This window comes from Neisseria sp. P0022.S010 (assembly GCF_051956635.1).
This window is the reverse complement of sequence record NZ_JBQCXF010000003.1, coordinates 1-15,579: the sequence shown is the minus strand read 5'-3', so window position 1 is coordinate 15,579 and position 15,579 is coordinate 1. Positions and strand designations below refer to the sequence as shown.

Annotated in this window: 14 protein-coding genes; 8 read left to right on the top strand and 6 right to left on the bottom strand. The window is 49.8% G+C overall.

Going from position 1 to position 15,579, the window contains the following annotated elements; all coding sequences use genetic code 11:
* The first annotated feature begins 62 nt into the window (after nucleotides 1-62).
* The gene (gene fumC / locus ACTHUT_RS00885; RefSeq protein ID WP_440385607.1) at nucleotides 63-1,451 is read left to right on the top strand and encodes a class II fumarate hydratase; all 1,389 of its coding nucleotides are present in this window, start codon (nucleotides 63-65) and stop codon (nucleotides 1,449-1,451) included.
* Nucleotides 1,452-1,501: 50 nt separating this feature from the next.
* On the opposite strand, the gene ACTHUT_RS00880 is transcribed toward fumC, so the two are convergent.
* Together ACTHUT_RS00880 and argH are read right to left on the bottom strand one after the other, a co-directional pair.
* Nucleotides 1,502-2,026: a hypothetical protein gene (locus ACTHUT_RS00880; protein ID WP_440385608.1), complete on the bottom strand. Its 525-nt coding sequence runs from the start codon at nucleotides 2,024-2,026 to the stop codon at nucleotides 1,502-1,504.
* Nucleotides 2,027-2,192: 166 nt separating this feature from the next.
* The gene (gene argH / locus ACTHUT_RS00875) at nucleotides 2,193-3,572 is read right to left on the bottom strand and encodes an argininosuccinate lyase (RefSeq protein ID WP_440385609.1); all 1,380 of its coding nucleotides are present in this window, start codon (nucleotides 3,570-3,572) and stop codon (nucleotides 2,193-2,195) included.
* A 92-nt stretch (nucleotides 3,573-3,664) separates the two neighbouring features.
* Here argH and ACTHUT_RS00870 point away from each other — a divergent pair, with 92 nt between their 5' ends.
* Together ACTHUT_RS00870 and acnB are read left to right on the top strand one after the other, a co-directional pair.
* Nucleotides 3,665-4,702 carry a sensor histidine kinase gene (locus tag ACTHUT_RS00870; RefSeq protein WP_440385610.1) on the top strand — a complete coding sequence of 346 codons (1,038 nt, stop codon included), beginning with the start codon at nucleotides 3,665-3,667 and terminating at the stop codon, nucleotides 4,700-4,702.
* Nucleotides 4,703-4,902: 200 nt separating this feature from the next.
* A complete protein-coding gene (gene acnB / locus ACTHUT_RS00865; protein ID WP_036491670.1) occupies nucleotides 4,903-7,488 on the top strand; it encodes a bifunctional aconitate hydratase 2/2-methylisocitrate dehydratase in 2,586 nt (861 codons plus the stop codon).
* A 161-nt stretch (nucleotides 7,489-7,649) separates the two neighbouring features.
* Here acnB and ACTHUT_RS00860 read toward each other — a convergent pair whose 3' ends face one another.
* Nucleotides 7,650-9,041 (bottom strand): DEAD/DEAH box helicase, encoded by a 1,392-nt coding sequence (locus ACTHUT_RS00860; protein ID WP_070849388.1) that lies wholly within the window; start codon nucleotides 9,039-9,041, stop codon nucleotides 7,650-7,652.
* Nucleotides 9,042-9,472: 431 nt separating this feature from the next.
* On the opposite strand from ACTHUT_RS00860, the gene ACTHUT_RS00855 reads away from it, so the two are divergent.
* Nucleotides 9,473-9,808, top strand: coding sequence for a hypothetical protein (locus ACTHUT_RS00855; protein WP_440385611.1), 336 nt, complete (start codon nucleotides 9,473-9,475; stop codon nucleotides 9,806-9,808).
* Nucleotides 9,809-10,001: 193 nt separating this feature from the next.
* Here ACTHUT_RS00855 and clpX read toward each other — a convergent pair whose 3' ends face one another.
* Nucleotides 10,002-11,267 carry an ATP-dependent Clp protease ATP-binding subunit ClpX gene (gene clpX / locus ACTHUT_RS00850; protein WP_440385612.1) on the bottom strand — a complete coding sequence of 422 codons (1,266 nt, stop codon included), beginning with the start codon at nucleotides 11,265-11,267 and terminating at the stop codon, nucleotides 10,002-10,004.
* A 313-nt stretch (nucleotides 11,268-11,580) separates the two neighbouring features.
* Here clpX and ACTHUT_RS00845 point away from each other — a divergent pair, with 313 nt between their 5' ends.
* Both ACTHUT_RS00845 and ACTHUT_RS00840 read left to right on the top strand, forming a co-directional pair.
* Nucleotides 11,581-12,489, top strand: a complete 909-nt coding sequence (locus ACTHUT_RS00845; RefSeq protein WP_410505886.1) for a serine hydrolase — start codon at nucleotides 11,581-11,583, stop codon at nucleotides 12,487-12,489.
* A gap of 108 nt (nucleotides 12,490-12,597) precedes the next feature.
* On the top strand, nucleotides 12,598-13,371 hold the full coding sequence (locus tag ACTHUT_RS00840) for a M48 family metallopeptidase (RefSeq protein WP_070823319.1): 774 nt from the start codon (nucleotides 12,598-12,600) through the stop codon (nucleotides 13,369-13,371).
* Nucleotides 13,372-13,433: 62 nt separating this feature from the next.
* Here ACTHUT_RS00840 and ACTHUT_RS00835 read toward each other — a convergent pair whose 3' ends face one another.
* Nucleotides 13,434-13,928 (bottom strand): DMP19 family protein, encoded by a 495-nt coding sequence (locus ACTHUT_RS00835; protein WP_070823395.1) that lies wholly within the window; start codon nucleotides 13,926-13,928, stop codon nucleotides 13,434-13,436.
* A gap of 110 nt (nucleotides 13,929-14,038) precedes the next feature.
* Here ACTHUT_RS00835 and ACTHUT_RS00830 point away from each other — a divergent pair, with 110 nt between their 5' ends.
* Together ACTHUT_RS00830 and ACTHUT_RS00825 are read left to right on the top strand one after the other, a co-directional pair.
* Nucleotides 14,039-14,236 (top strand): zinc-finger domain-containing protein, encoded by a 198-nt coding sequence (locus tag ACTHUT_RS00830; RefSeq protein WP_036491686.1) that lies wholly within the window; start codon nucleotides 14,039-14,041, stop codon nucleotides 14,234-14,236.
* A gap of 3 nt (nucleotides 14,237-14,239) precedes the next feature.
* Nucleotides 14,240-14,596, top strand: a complete 357-nt coding sequence (locus ACTHUT_RS00825) for a hypothetical protein (protein ID WP_070823323.1) — start codon at nucleotides 14,240-14,242, stop codon at nucleotides 14,594-14,596.
* A gap of 6 nt (nucleotides 14,597-14,602) precedes the next feature.
* Here ACTHUT_RS00825 and mutY read toward each other — a convergent pair.
* On the bottom strand, nucleotides 14,603-15,579 hold a 977-nt coding region (mutY, locus tag ACTHUT_RS00820), incomplete at its 5' end, for an A/G-specific adenine glycosylase (RefSeq protein ID WP_440418661.1).

Below are 15,579 nucleotides of genomic sequence, written 5' to 3'. Positions count from 1 at the left end.
TTTTGCTGGGTATAATAAATTTACGAATCATTATTATTTCTGTTTAAATATAGGAGAAACGCATGAGTACCCGTACCGAACACGACACCATGGGCAATGTCGAAGTCCCGTCCGAAGCCTATTGGGGCGCGCAGACCCAGCGCAGCCGCAACAATTTCAAAATCGGCGGCGAAACCCTGCCGCAGCCGTTGATTTATGCTTTGGCGCTGGTGAAAAAAGCCGCAGCTGCCACCAATGTTTCCCTCGGCAGGATTAAGCCCGAACAGGCGGATTTGATTACGCAGGCGGCGGATGATGTGTTGAACGGCAAGCTCGACGGGCAGTTCCCATTGGTAGTGTGGCAGACCGGCTCCGGCACGCAGTCCAATATGAACATGAACGAAGTGCTGGCGAACCGCGCCAACGAAATCGCCGGTACGGGTTTGGCGGCGTATCAGCCCGTCCATCCCAACGACCATGTGAACCACGCGCAATCGACTAATGATGCGTTCCCAACCGCCATCCACGTTGCTGCCGCGATTGAAATCAACCGCCACCTCATTCCCGCTATCCAAGCCCTGCGCGACACATTGGATAAAAAAGCCAAAGAATTTGCCCCCATCGTCAAAATCGGCCGCACCCATTTGCAGGACGCAACGCCGCTGACTTTGGGACAAGAATTTTCCGGCTACGTTTCCCAGCTTGACCACGGCTTAGGCCGTCTGAACGATGCGCTCAAAGGTTTGTACGAACTCGCTTTGGGCGGCACGGCGGTCGGCACGGGTTTGAACAGCCATCCCGAATACGCCGAAAAAGCCGCCGCCAAACTTGCCGAACTGTCCGGCCTGCCGTTTGTCAGCGCGCCGAACAAATTTGAAGCCCTGGGCGGACGCGATGCCGCCGTTGCCGCTTCGGGCGCATTAAAAACGCTGGCGGCAAGCCTGAACAAAATCGCCAACGACATCCGCTGGCTGGCAAGCGGTCCGCGTTGCGGTTTGGGTGAAATCAAAATCCCCGAAAACGAGCCGGGTTCGTCCATCATGCCGGGCAAAGTCAACCCGACCCAATGCGAAGCGATGACCATGGTGTGCTGCCAAGTGTTCGGCAACGACGTTACCATCGGCATGGCGGGCGCATCGGGCAATTTCGAGCTGAACGTCTATATGCCCGTTATCGCTTACAACCTCTTGCAATCCATCCGCCTGCTGGGCGATGCGTGCAACAGCTTCAACGAAAACTGCGCCGTCGGCATCGAACCTGTACCGGAAAAAATCGACTATTTCCTGCACCATTCCCTGATGCTGGTTACTGCGTTAAACCGTAAAATCGGCTACGAAAACGCCGCGAAAGTCGCCAAAACCGCCTACAAAAACGACAAATCGTTGCGCGAAACCGCCATCGAATTGGGCTTGTTGACAGGCGAAGAGTTTGACGAATTGGTTGTTCCTGCCGATATGGTTCATCCGCGTTAAGCTTTAGTAATGAAACATGCCGTCTGAAAATGTGTTCAGACGGCATGTTTTTATGCTGCGCTTGTCTTTTCTTCGAATAGGGCAAAAATCATTGGCGTCAGATTGACGACCATTAGAAACATTATTGAGCTCAAAAATGTACGCCAGGCGTAATGCCACGCTTCCGTTCTGTCTGCTTGGGGTAGGAGCGATGCAGAATAGCGGTTGTGTAGGGTTTTTGCGGTGTCATTGTTTTCCAAATAGTCCAACGAAAGTACCAATAATTTGCCCGTGTCCTTGTGTTGTAAGAATTTGGCATGCTCAACCCAGATGCCCGGCTTGGCGTGTTCGCATAAAGATTCAATGCCGACGCAAGAGGCCAAGCTGTTTTGGTTGTTTTGCAAAATCGACAGCTCGTTTTTTTCAGCTTGCATGGTGGCGGCGGAGGTTTGATGAAGGTATGCGCTCATGCCATTGCGCTCTATTGCTTGGAAATCATGGAGCTGGCTGAATCCTCCATTTTCCCAGGCAACGAATACGGCATAGCATCCGCTGAATAGGCAGATCATAGCCAATTTTAAGACAATGTTTTTCATCCTCGCTCCTTTTTTGAAGACGGCGGCAAAGTCAGGAGGCGTGTTTTCTCGTTTGAAGGTAAGTTTAGGTTTTATCTGTTTTTATTGTGAGATTGAGTGTAACACAGGTAATCAAAAGGCCGTCTGAAAATTTTCAGACGGCCTTTTATTATGTGTTTAGATGGGTTTAAGCCAACAATTCACGCCAGCGTTTCACCTGGAAACGGACTTGTTCAGGCGCGGTGCCGCCCAAGTGGTTGCGCGCGTTTAAGCTGCCTTCGGGTGTCAGCACAGTGTACACATCGTCGGCAATCAAGCCGCTGAAACCTTGCAGGACTTCGAGCGGCAATTCGCTCAAATCAACGCCAGCTTCATCAGCATGGCGCACGGCTTGGGCAACGACTTCGTGGCTGTCGCGGAAAGGCATGCCTTTTTTCACCAAGTAATCCGCCAAGTCGGTAGCCGTTGCAAAACCCTGCATGACGGCGGCGCGCATATTGTCGGGTTTGACGGTCACGCCGCGCATCATGTCGGCGTAAATGCGCAGGGTGTCGATAAGCGTGTCGGCAGTGTCAAACAAAGGCTCTTTGTCTTCCTGATTGTCTTTGTTGTATGCCAAAGGTTGCGATTTCATCAGGGTAACCAGGCCGATCAGGTGGCCAATCACGCGACCGGATTTGCCGCGCACGAGTTCGGGCACGTCGGGGTTTTTCTTTTGCGGCATGATGGACGAGCCGGTGCAGAAACGGTCGGCAATATCGATAAAGCCGAAACGCGGGCTCATCCACAAAATCAATTCTTCAGACAGACGGCTCAGGTGAACCATAATCAGCGAGGCGGCGGCGGTGAACTCAATGGCAAAATCGCGGTCAGATACGGCATCGAGCGAGTTTTGGCAGATTTGTTCGAAACCCAACAGCTCGGCGGTAATTTCGCGCTGAATCGGGTAGGTGGTACCGGCCAGTGCGGCGGCGCCGAGTGGCATACGGTTGACGCGTTTGCGACAGTCGGCCATGCGCTCAAAATCGCGGCCGAGCATTTCAACGTAGGCGAGCATGTGATGCCCGAAGCTGACCGGCTGGGCAACTTGCAGATGGGTAAAGCCGGGCATGACAGTTTCGGCGTTTTGTTCCGCCAAATCAACCAAGGCCGTCTGAAGGTTTTGAATCAGGCTTTGAATAACGGTAATTTGATCGCGCAGCCACAGGCGGATGTCGGTAGCGACTTGGTCGTTGCGGCTGCGGCCGGTGTGCAGGCGTTTGCCGGCATCGCCGATTTTGTCGGTGAGGCGGCGTTCGATGTTCATGTGGACATCTTCCAAATCCAGCGACCAGGAAATCGTTCCTTTCTTGATTTCTGCTATAATCTCGGCCATACCCTGACGGATGGCGGAGAGGTCGTCTTCGCTCAAAACGCCCGACTGTGTCAGCATTTGCGCGTGTGCCAGCGAGCCTTGGATGTCCCATTCTGCCAGCCGTTTGTCAAAATCAATCGAGCCGGTATATTTTTTGACCAGCTCGGAAACAGGTTCGTTAAAACGGCCTGACCAGGTTTTGTCCTTGCTCATATCAGCATCCTTAAAATATAAATAAAAAACAGGGTCTACGTCTTCAATATAGCAGACCCGTCTATACATTATGAAAGAAAACGGTTGAAATCATGTCTATTATACGTCAAATAAACCAGAATTTCGCAGTGCCGGATTTGCGCAATTCCGCAACTCTGGTGCGCCTGCTCATTGTTTTGTTAATCAGTTTGTTTATCTTTCCGTTGATGACGGTATCAGGCGTGCCTTATCCGGAGCAGATTTTCCAACATTTTTCATGGGCTTGCCCCGTCATCCTTTTAATTTTACTCAAGGTCTATTTCTTACAGGCATTTGCGCCGTCCCTGCTTCGCTCGCAGTACAGCGTCGTGGTTTCCTACGTCTCCAACCTGCTGATTTTCTTGTTTGTCGATCTAGTGATTTTGAAGACGGAGATTTGGCCGCTGATTCAACACTTCTTCTTGCTGACTTTTTTTTGTTTCAGTTTCATGTACATCGAAGCCGCCCGTCGCAACAGCCTTGCGCCTTCCATTTCCGAAGCCAGGCTGAGCGCGTTGACGGCGCGTATCCGTCCGCATTTCTTGTTTAACAGCCTGAATGCCGCCATCAGCTTAATCCGTCTGCGTCCGTATGATGCGGAAACTTTGCTGGAGAATCTGGCCAACCTGTTCCGCGCACAACTGCGCGATGGTAGTCAAAACAGCACCTTGGGGCAGGAAATCGAATGGGCGCAGGAATATATTGCCATCGAGCAAATCCGCATGGGGCATATGCGCGTACAGGTTATGTGGCAACACCATGCGCCCGACGATGCGGAAACGCCGCATCTGCTGCTGCAGCCGCTTTTGGAAAATGCCGTCTTTCATGGTGTCGAATCCACCCACCGCCCAGGGATAATTACGGTATTAACAAAATTGGAAAAATCCTCTATTTTCATCAGTATCGAGAATCCGTGCGGAACGGAACCTAATGAAAATACCAAGCCGCATAAAGGCAATTCTATGGCCTTACGCAACCTGAAAGAGCGCCTGACTTTGATGTATGACACCGACGCGAAAATCAGAAGCATCCAATCAGACGGCCTGTTCCGCGTTGAAATCATCTTGCCGTACCGTAAAAAATCAGTCGAAGTTTCCCGTCTGTTTGGCTAAAACGCGTAGAAGAGGGCGGCTTGAGATAAGCTTGACTATTAATACATTAAATAAAATAGTTTAAATTTATTACATTCAGTAACATAACTGTTCCCATTTTTTGAAAACTGGTCTATGATGCTTAAAAGGATTGTTTACAATCTTTAACTGCAAATCATTTGCAACTGCCCAGAAGAAAAAACAGAAAAAGGAACAAAGAGATGTTAGAAGCCTATCGTAAAGCCGCCGCCGAGCGCGCTGCCCTTGGTATTCCCGCCCTTCCTCTGACTGCTCAGCAAACTGCTGATTTGGTTGAGCTGCTGAAAAATCCACCTGCCGGCGAAGGTGAATTCTTGGTTGAGCTGTTGGCTCACCGCGTACCGCCCGGTGTGGACGATGCCGCCAAAGTCAAAGCTTCATTTTTGGCTGCCATTGCCGAAGGCAGCGCATCCAGCCCGTTGATTTCCCCCGAATATGCGACCGAACTGCTGGGTACCATGCTCGGCGGTTACAACATTCACGCCTTAATCGAGCTCTTAGACAACGACAAACTTGCGCCTATCGCTGCAAATGGTCTGAAACACACTCTGCTGATGTTCGACTCTTTCCACGATGTTCAAGAAAAAGCCGAAAAAGGCAATAAATACGCGCAAGAAGTATTGCAATCTTGGGCAGATGCCGAATGGTTTACTTCTCGTGCCAAAGTTCCTGAAAAAATCACTGTTACCGTCTTTAAAGTCGACGGCGAAACCAATACAGACGACCTCTCTCCTGCACCTGATGCATGGAGCCGCCCCGATATTCCGCTGCATGCGCTGGCCATGCTGAAAAACCCGCGCGACGGCATCACGCCTGACAAACCGGGCGAAGTCGGTCCGATTAAATTGTTGGAAGAACTCAAAGCCAAAGGTCATCCGGTTGCCTATGTCGGCGACGTGGTCGGCACCGGCTCTTCACGCAAATCCGCGACCAACTCTGTTATTTGGCATACCGGCGAAGACATCCCGTTCGTACCGAACAAACGCTTCGGCGGCGTATGCTTGGGTGGCAAAATCGCACCGATTTTCTTCAATACTCAAGAAGACTCAGGTGCGCTGCCGATTGAAGTCGATGTTTCCGCACTGAAAATGGGCGATGTCGTCGATATTCTGCCTTATGAAGGCAAAATCGTGAAAAACGGCGAAACCGTTGCCGAGTTCAGCCTGAAATCCCAAGTATTGCTGGACGAAGTGCAAGCAGGTGGCCGTATCAACCTGATTATCGGTCGCGGCCTGACTGCCAAAGCACGCGAAGCACTGAAACTGCCTGCTTCTACCGAATTCCGTCTGCCTCAAGCGCCTGCTGAAAGCAAAGCCGGTTTCACCTTGGCCCAAAAAATGGTTGGCCGCGCCTGCGGTTTGCCAGAAGGCAAAGGCGTGCGTCCGGGTACTTACTGCGAACCACGCATGACTACTGTCGGCTCACAAGATACCACCGGTCCGATGACTCGTGACGAATTGAAAGACCTGGCTTGCTTGGGCTTCTCAGCAGATATGGTGATGCAGTCTTTCTGTCACACCGCCGCTTATCCAAAACCTGTTGATGTGAGAACACATAAAGAATTGCCTGCTTTCATCTCTACCCGTGGCGGTGTATCCCTGCGTCCGGGCGATGGCGTGATTCACTCATGGCTCAACCGTCTGCTGCTGCCCGATACCGTCGGCACCGGCGGCGACAGCCACACCCGTTTCCCTATCGGTATTTCCTTCCCTGCTGGTTCCGGCTTGGTTGCTTTCGCAGCTGCCACCGGCGTGATGCCGCTCGATATGCCTGAGTCCGTATTGGTACGCTTCAGTGGCAAGCTGCAACCAGGTGTAACCCTGCGCGATTTGGTGAACGCCATTCCGCTTTACGCGATTAAACAAGGTTTGCTGACCGTGGCCAAAGCCGGTAAGAAAAACATCTTCTCCGGCCGTATCCTCGAAATTGAAGGCCTGCCTGATTTGAAAGTGGAACAAGCTTTTGAATTGACCGACGCATCTGCCGAACGCTCCGCCGCCGGCTGTACCGTGAAGCTCAACAAAGAGCCGATTATCGAGTACATGAAATCCAACATCGTGTTGATGAAAAACATGATTGCCGATGGCTATCAAGACCCGCGCACTTTGGAACGCCGCATCAAAGCCATGGAAAAATGGTTGGCAAATCCTGAGCTGCTCGAAGCGGATAAAGATGCCGAATACGCTGCCGTGATTGAAATCAACATGGACGATATCAAAGAGCCGATTATCGCCTGCCCGAACGATCCGGACGACGTATGCTTCATGTCCGAACGTTCCGGCACTAAAATCGACGAAGTGTTCATCGGTTCGTGCATGACCAACATCGGCCACTTCCGCGCTGCTTCCAAACTCTTGGAAGGCAAGTCCGACATCCCCGTCCGCCTGTGGATGGCACCGCCGACCAAAATGGACGCGAAAGAGTTGTCCGACGAAGGCCACTACGGCGTACTCGGCCGTGCAGGCGCGCGTATGGAAATGCCGGGTTGCTCATTGTGTATGGGTAACCAAGCACAAGTACACGAAGGTGCGACTGTAATGTCTACTTCCACCCGTAACTTCCCGAACCGTTTGGGTAAAAACACCTTCGTTTACCTCGGCTCGGCTGAGTTGGCGGCGATTTGCTCCAAACTGGGTAAAATCCCGACCGTTGAAGAATACCAAGCTAATATCGGCATCATCAACGAACAGGGCGATCAAATCTACCGCTACATGAACTTCAACGAAATCGACAGCTACAACGAAGTAGCAGAGACCGTGAATGTTTAATGTAACAAGGTAAACCGATTTTCAGCCGGCCTTAAATAACCAAGGCCGTCTGAAAAGGATAAATAAAGGACGTGTTCATCACGTCCTTTTTATTTTAGGTTTAATAAAAGGCCGTCTGAAAGATATATTTCAGACGGCCTTTTAGTACAAAACAGCGTGGTTTATTTTACGCCAAAACCAGGTTGGAGTAGGGCGCAAGGCTGACGCTCGTGACGGCTGCGGCGTGTTCTGCCGGCAATTTTGCCGCAGGCAATACCCGGGTCATTTTTGTCTTCTGTTTTTTTCGAGTTTTTGTCCGACTTGCTCGCATATTCGCTGCGTTTGTTTCTGTCATCACGGCGGGAGCGGCTGTCGTTGTGTTGATTCTGGTGTGTTTCAGTTTCATCTTGGTTGCCGTTGCCCCACCAATGCGGCTCGAAGCCTTCGATGCGTTCTACTTTCAAATCGCTGCCGGTCAGCTCTTTAATGGCTTCAAACATTTTTTGTTCGGTTTTATCCATCAAGGAAATGGCAACGCCGTCAGCACCAGCCCGGCCGGTACGGCCGATGCGGTGGACGTAGTCTTCGGGTTGGGTCGGCAACTCGTAGTTGATGACGAAAGGCAACTCGGCAATATCCAGGCCGCGCGCGGCAACGTCAGTGGCAACTAAAACGCGTAATGTGCCTTCTTTAAAGGCATTGAGGGTTTCCAGTCGGCTTTGTTGGGATTTGTCGCCGTGGATGGATTGCGCGGCGATATGGCGGCGGACGAGGTCGCGGGTAACTTGATCGACGCTTTGTTTGGTTTTGCAGAAAACAATAACTTGATTCATATGCAAATCAACAATCAGGCGTTCGAGCAGGTTGCGTTTTTTAAGTGCATCAACGGCAATGATGTGTTGCTCGACATTGGCGTTGGTGGTGTTTTGCGCAGCCACCTCGACCATTTCAGGCGTGTGCATAAAATCTTGTGCAAGCTTGCGGATAGGCGGTGAGAAAGTGGCGGAGAAAAGCAGGGTTTGTCGCTGTTTGGGCAACATCTGCATGATTTTGCGGATATCGTCGATGAAACCCATATCCAGCATACGGTCGGCTTCGTCGAGTACGACGATTTCAACTTTGTTTAAATTGATGTTTTTTTGTTTGACGTGGTCGAGCAGTCGGCCAACCGTAGCAACAACGATTTCGCAACCGGCGCGCAAGTCGGCAGTTTGTTTGTCCATATTGACGCCGCCGAAGAGGACGGTGTGGCGCAAAGGAAGGTTTTTAATGTATGCCTGTACGTTTTGGTCGATTTGATCGGCCAGTTCGCGGGTCGGGGTCAATACCAGCATGCGGACGGGGTGCATGGCCGGGGAAGTGCTGGATGTGGCATAGCGTTTCAGGCGTTCGAGGCTGGGCAGCATAAAGGCGGCGGTTTTTCCTGTGCCGGTTTGGGCGGCGGCTAAAAGGTCGTGTCCGGCCAACGCCTTAGGAATGGCTGCGGCTTGGATGGGCGTCGGGTTTTCATAACCCTGATCAGTCAGGGCAGAGACCAATTCGCTGCCTAAACCGAGTGAAGAGAAAGGATTCATAATAGCGGCTTTCTGTTCAGACGGCCTCTTGCATAATAAGGCCGTCTGAAAAAATCTGATTCTGAAATGGACAAACCGCAGTATGGTGTCGATTCTGCGGTTTGAAAAAAATGGGGTACGGAAAATCCGTCAAGTAGTCCATTATGCCATAAAACGAAGGACTCCCCAAATGATGGCGACAGCTTTGATTGGCCTGATTTTGATATTTTAGAGTCTAAGAGAAGAAAAATAAATTGATCGGCAAGGTTTTGAGTTTATTGAGTATTAAGCATTTGTCTTAACGTCAATAGGATTAATTTATCAAAAACTTACAGGCTAAAATGAAACTAAATTGGAATTGGGTACTCAATATTGAGGTGCAGGGCTGGTTGACAGCCTGTATCTCCCGTTTAACGGTAAACCATAAAATTAAAATTTAGGAATATACAATTATGAAAACTTTATTGATCGCTCTTGCAACCGGTAGCCTGATGTTGGCAGCTTGTTCTTCTTCCAAACCTGCTGAAGAAGCGGCAGCGCCACGCGTCACTGTTGAAGAAGCAATGACCCAATGCCAACAGGCATCTGGTGAAAATGCTGACCGCGCTGTGTTTGATGCCTGCATGAAAGACAAAGGCTATCAACGTACCGCTGAATCAGCTGCTTCCGAGACTGCTGCCTCTGAACCGGTAGCAGCGCCTGAGGCTGTTGCTCCTGAAGCTGCCGCATCCGAGCCTGCTGCTAAAGCCGCTCCTGCAAAAAAAGCTGCTAAAAAAGTGAAAAAATAAGCTTCATAAAATTCAAGGCAGTCTCGCTCATCAATACTCCGGATGAAAGCAGGCTGTAGAGCAACTTGAAGACAAAGGCCGTCTGAATATGTTTCAGACGGCCTTTGTTTCGTATATGGAATTGTTCGGTAACATGGTTTAATTCAAAAAAAGACGTGTACGGTTACACGTCTTTTTCCTCAAAGAATCAGTTTTACTGTTTGTATTCGCTGCCGTCTTTTCGGAAAAGTTTTGGCTGATCGCCTTTTTCCACCACTTCTTTATTGATGACGACTTTGGCGACGTCTTTCAAATCTGGCAGGGCATACATGGTGTCCAAGAGGCAGCGTTCGACGATAGAGCGCAGGCCGCGCGCACCGGTTTTGCGTTCCATTGCCAGTTTGGCGATGCTGCGCAAAGCGTCTTCTTCAAACTCAAGGCTGACATCTTCCATTTCAAACAAGGTTTGATATTGTTTGACCAAGGCGTTTTTCGGTTCGGTCAAGATATTGACCAAAGCATCTTCGTCCAATTCCGCTAATGTGGCAATCACGGGCAGACGGCCGATCAACTCGGGAATCAAACCGAATTTAATCAAGTCTTCAGGCTCGACGGTTTCAAACAGGGCTGAAATATCGGCGTTTTCATCTTTGCTGTGTACCGCCGCACCAAAGCCGATACCGCCTTTTTCAGTACGTTGGCGGATGACTTTTTCCAAGCCGGCAAATGCGCCGCCGCAGATAAAGAGGATGTTGGTGGTATCAACATTGATGAATTCTTGGTTCGGATGTTTGCGGCCGCCTTGAGGAGGAACGCTGGCTACAGTGCCTTCAATCAGTTTCAGCAAGGCTTGTTGCACGCCTTCGCCGGATACGTCGCGCGTGATGGACGGATTGTCGCTTTTGCGTGAGATTTTATCGATTTCATCGATATAGACGATGCCGCGCTGGGCTTTCTCAACGTCAAAATCACATTTGCCCAAAAGTTTGGTGATGATTTGCTCGACGTCTTCACCGACATAACCGGCTTCGGTCAAAGTTGTGGCATCTGCCATGACAAAAGGGACGTCTAGTTTGCGCGCCAAAGATTGCGCCAACAGGGTTTTACCTGAGCCGGTAGGGCCGATAAGCAGGATGTTGGATTTGGACAATTCAACCTTGCCGTCTGCTTTTGGATGGCGCAGGCGTTTGTAGTGGTTGTAAACCGATACTGCCAACGCTTTTTTTGCGTGTTCCTGGCCGATAACGTGGTCGTTGAGGTTGGCAACGATTTCGGCAGGGGTAGGCAGTTTTTTCTCGGCATTTTCTTCTTTTACTTTGGCAAATTCGTTTTCAATCTCGCCGGACTCGTTGTCTTGCAGCATCAGGCCGCAAGTTTCCACGCATTCGTTGCAGATGAAGGCGTGTTCGCCTTCAATCAGATTTTTAACGTCGTTTTCAGACTTTCCGCAGAATGAACAGGTGCGTTTTTCTTCAGACATAATAATTTCTTCGTATGGTTGTATGGAGGCTGTGTTGTAAAGGTGAAACAGATATTTCGGGCGTATTGCCGGATTGAGGGAATGCCTCTGACAAAGGTGCCTAAGTATAATGACTATCTTGTGTTTTTTCAAATCAGAGCAGGTATCGCGCCGTATCGTCTGAGAAACAGATGAGGGCACTGGATTTGAATATCTCGCAAACAAACGCAAAGTTTTCTCAACTCGCTTTACAATTGCCGAAAAATTTAACAGAATGTTGAATTAAATGTATTTTTTTGAATTGGCAGATATGAAATTCTATAAAACTTTAGGAATGGTATGGACAGGTGTGGCATTGGCCTTTGCTTCTGCGCCTGCCGTTGCCGATGATATGGATGTATTGGGACAATTTTTGGAGCAAAATTTCCCAGTGCAAAATGACCCGATGGAAGCTTTTGCGTTGAGTCATGCCGACCAAGTCGAAGCTCAAGCCGCTTTGGCAGGTCCTCTGCTGTCTTCGCAATCGGCTTTGATTTTCAATAATAAAACCGGTGAAGTGCTGTATCAGAAAAACCCTGATCGTGTCATGCCGATTGCCTCTATTTCCAAATTGATGAGTGCGATGGTGGTTTTGGATGCGCATCTGGATATGAACGAGCCTATCACGATTACCGAGGCTGAAATCGACCGTCTGAAAGGTACGGGCAGCCGTTTGAGCATCGGCACGACACTGACACGCGGCGAACTGTTGCACCTGAGCCTGATGAGCAGTGAAAACCGTGCCACTCATGCATTGGGCCGTACCTATCCGGGCGGTATGAGTGCGTTTGTTGCGGCCATGAATGCCAAAGCGCAAAGCCTGGGTATGACCAGCAGCCGTTTCTATGAGCCTACCGGTTTGAATTTCCAAAATGTTTCCACTGCACGCGATTTGAACCGTATGGTTGCGGCAGCCAGCAAATATCCGCTGATCCGTAAAAATTCGACTTCAAATTACGGCTCGGTGTTGACGGCAAATGGCCGCCAAAACTATAAAAACTCCAACGCCTTGGTGCGTGAGGGCAGCTGGAATATCGAATTGCAGAAAACCGGCTATATCCGTGAAGCCGGACGTTCTATGGTAGTTAAGGCCAATGTACAGAATCAGCCGATTACCATCGTATTGCTCAACTCTCCGTCTTCTACAACCCGCGTAAATGATGCGCGTAAGATTGAGTCTTGGATGTTGCAGCGCCGTTCTTAAATATTACGCTTAAAGGCCGTCTGAAACCGTTCAGACGGCCTTTTGTGTCAAATGTATTAAATTTGGTTACAATGTCGTTACATTAATTTTAAAACACAGAGAGAAAACATGTTGAAAAAATGGAATAAAAAATATTGGGCCGGCATGGGCGTGATTTTGGCGTTGACCGGCTGTACTTCCGTAGCGGATATGGTTGGCTACGATACCGCGACTTTAAATGAAGACGCAGCTAAAAGTTACTCACAAGTCATTCAAAAAGCGCGTGGTCAAAAAGCCTTGGATGTTTCATCGCCAACTGCTCAACGCGTTCAACGCGTGTTTGCGCGCCTGCGTCCTCATGCTGAACGTGCCAACAAAACCGGTGTGCCTTTCAATTGGCAGATGAACGTTATCCGCAGCAATGAAATGAACGCTTGGGCGATGCCGGGCGGTAAAATGGCTGTGTACACCGGTATCGTAGAAAAATTGAAGCTGACGGATGATGAAATTGCTGCCGTTGTCGGCCATGAAATGACCCATGCTTTATTAGAACACAGCAAAAAAGCTTTGGGCGGACAAGTATTGACCGGCTTGGGCGGTTCGATTTTGGCCAGCTCAACCGGTGTGGATGGCGATTTGGTCGGCTTGGGTGCAGATTTGTTGGCAACCAAACCGTTCTCGCGTCATCAGGAAAGCGAAGCGGATGCCGGCGGTGTGCGTTTGATGGCTGAAGCAGGCTACAACCCTGAGGCTGCGGTAAGCGTGTGGGAAAAAATGAACAAAGTACAGGGCGGCAGCTCATTGTCTATTTTGTCGACCCACCCGACTAATCAGGCGCGTATCAATGCAATCCGCAAAATGTTGCCTGAAGTAATGCCGATTTATCAGAAAAACAAACGTTAATGTGATGCACTTATAATTTTGCCGGTTTGAACGGATGATTCAAACCGGCAAAGTTTTAGGTTTCAGTCTGACAGTTTTGCAAATTTATCCCAATTTGCCTGAACGTAGGCTGCTGCGGTTTCCAAGTCTTCGTCGGCAACGTCATAATAATCGCCATCAAGTTCTTCAAAATCGGGAAAAGCTTTGCGGATTTCGTCGAAATCCCTTTGTTCGTCTGCCATTTTTTCAATAGCTTCGCCGTGTTTTTCGTACAGTGCTTTGGCTTTGTCTAGGATTTTCGGTATCGGTTTGATGCGCCAGCGGCGCAGGCTGTCGGCAACCGGGTTGCAGAAGATGTATTCTCCGTATCCTGAAGCGATAAGCTGTACGAAGCCGCCTTCTTGAACTTGGCTGTCGAGATAGCAGAGCGCGGTTAATGTATGCTGTTCGTCATTGAGGCCGGACATTTCCTCGTCGCCTGCCTGTTCGGTGTGGTCCAAATAGGCTGCGCTGAGTGTATAAAGAAATGAAGCGGAATCGGAAGTGTCGAAATCTTGAATGCTAAGCAGGGTGGTCATCATCAAAGGCCGTCTGAAAAAAGTGATTATATAATGTTTTCAGTCTGAACCTAGCGGCCGTTTTGCTTTACAATATTAGAAGATAAGAAAACATAGTGAGGAACCAAACCATGAGTACACAATCTGAAAAAAACGTTGTAGTCATCAAGCCGCAGGATTTGCCGCTGCATTGCTCCGGCCCTAATCATGAAACATGGAACGGCCATCCGCGCGTGTTCTTGCCGATTCAGTCCAACAGCGAGATTGAATGCCCGTATTGCAGCACTTACTACCGGCTTGATGGCGAGATTCCGCATCACCATTACTGATCTATGCCTATGTTGAACAAAATCATCTGCGCCTTGTGCCTGAGTTTGTGCGCTGCGTGCGGCTCGTATAAGGCCGTGCGCCCTGATGCGCCGTTACCGGTCATTGCACAGGCGCAGACGTATTCTGTCCGTTATCAATCCGCACAAGGTCGGACGATTACCGCAATTTATATCAACAGCCACAGCCCGATGATGGTTGAGCTGCATGAAGGCAATACGGTTGAGAAACTGGTTCAAGTCCGCTTGCGCAGTCAGGGAGTAGAGTACGCCAATCCAAGCTCGCGTTGGCAGATTGGCGATGGTTTTGCCGTATTGATTCGCGGCGGGAAAGAAGTTGTATTTAAAGAGATTGTGGAATAGGGTGGTTTAGCCTTTAGCCAAATATTTGATTAAAGGTTTGGGCAAACCATAATCCTCCAAATGTTCCGCTGATACCCAAAGGCCGTCTGAAAGATGTTCAGACGGCCTTTGTTGCGTCTGAAAAGGGGTAATCATCAATAAGCGGTGGGTCAGGCGGTGGGTAAACGTGGTTTGTTCTTCAAGGCCGTCTGAAACAATGCCGAAGCGTTCGGCGTAAGCATACAAATCGTCTAATTTTTCAAAACAGGGTACGCAATACAGACCGCCCCAAATACCTTTGGCAGGGCGTTTTTCAAGCAATAATGCGCCGTCAGTGTTATAAATAATCAGCCAATAAAGCGGTAGGGTTTGCACTTCGGGAGCAGTTTTTTTGCGGGGCAGTTCGTCAATGCGGTTTTGTTTTCTTGCTTCGCAGATGTCTGCCATAGGGCATTGATGGCAAAAAGGTTTTGTCCGTTTGCAGACGGTTGCGCCCAAATCCATCAGCCCTTGTGTATAGGCAGGCATATCGGTGTTTTTAGACGGCAGCAGGCTTTCGGCAAGTGTCCAGAGCGAGTTTTCAAATTTTTTGTCTTGCGGATTGCCGTCTTGGGCAAAGACACGGCAGAGAACGCGTTTGACGTTGCCGTCCAAGATGGTTTCTCGTCGGTTGAAAGCAAAGGCAGAAATGGCGGCGGCGGTACTTCTGCCTACGCCGCAGAGCGTTTCCAAGTCTTTGCGTTCGGAAGGAAAGATGCCGCCGAATTGTCCGACGACTTGTTGCGCGGCTTTGTGCAGGTTGCGTGCGCGGCTGTAATAGCCCAAGCCTGCCCACAAGGATAAAACCTCGTCTTGCGGTGCGGCGGCAAGCGATTGTACGGTTGGGAATTTGGCTAAGAAACGCGGATAGTAGTCCAATACGGTAGCAACCTGCGTTTGTTGGAGCATGATTTCTGAAAGCCAGACGGAATAAGGGTCTTTGACCTGCCAAGGCAAGTCGTGAC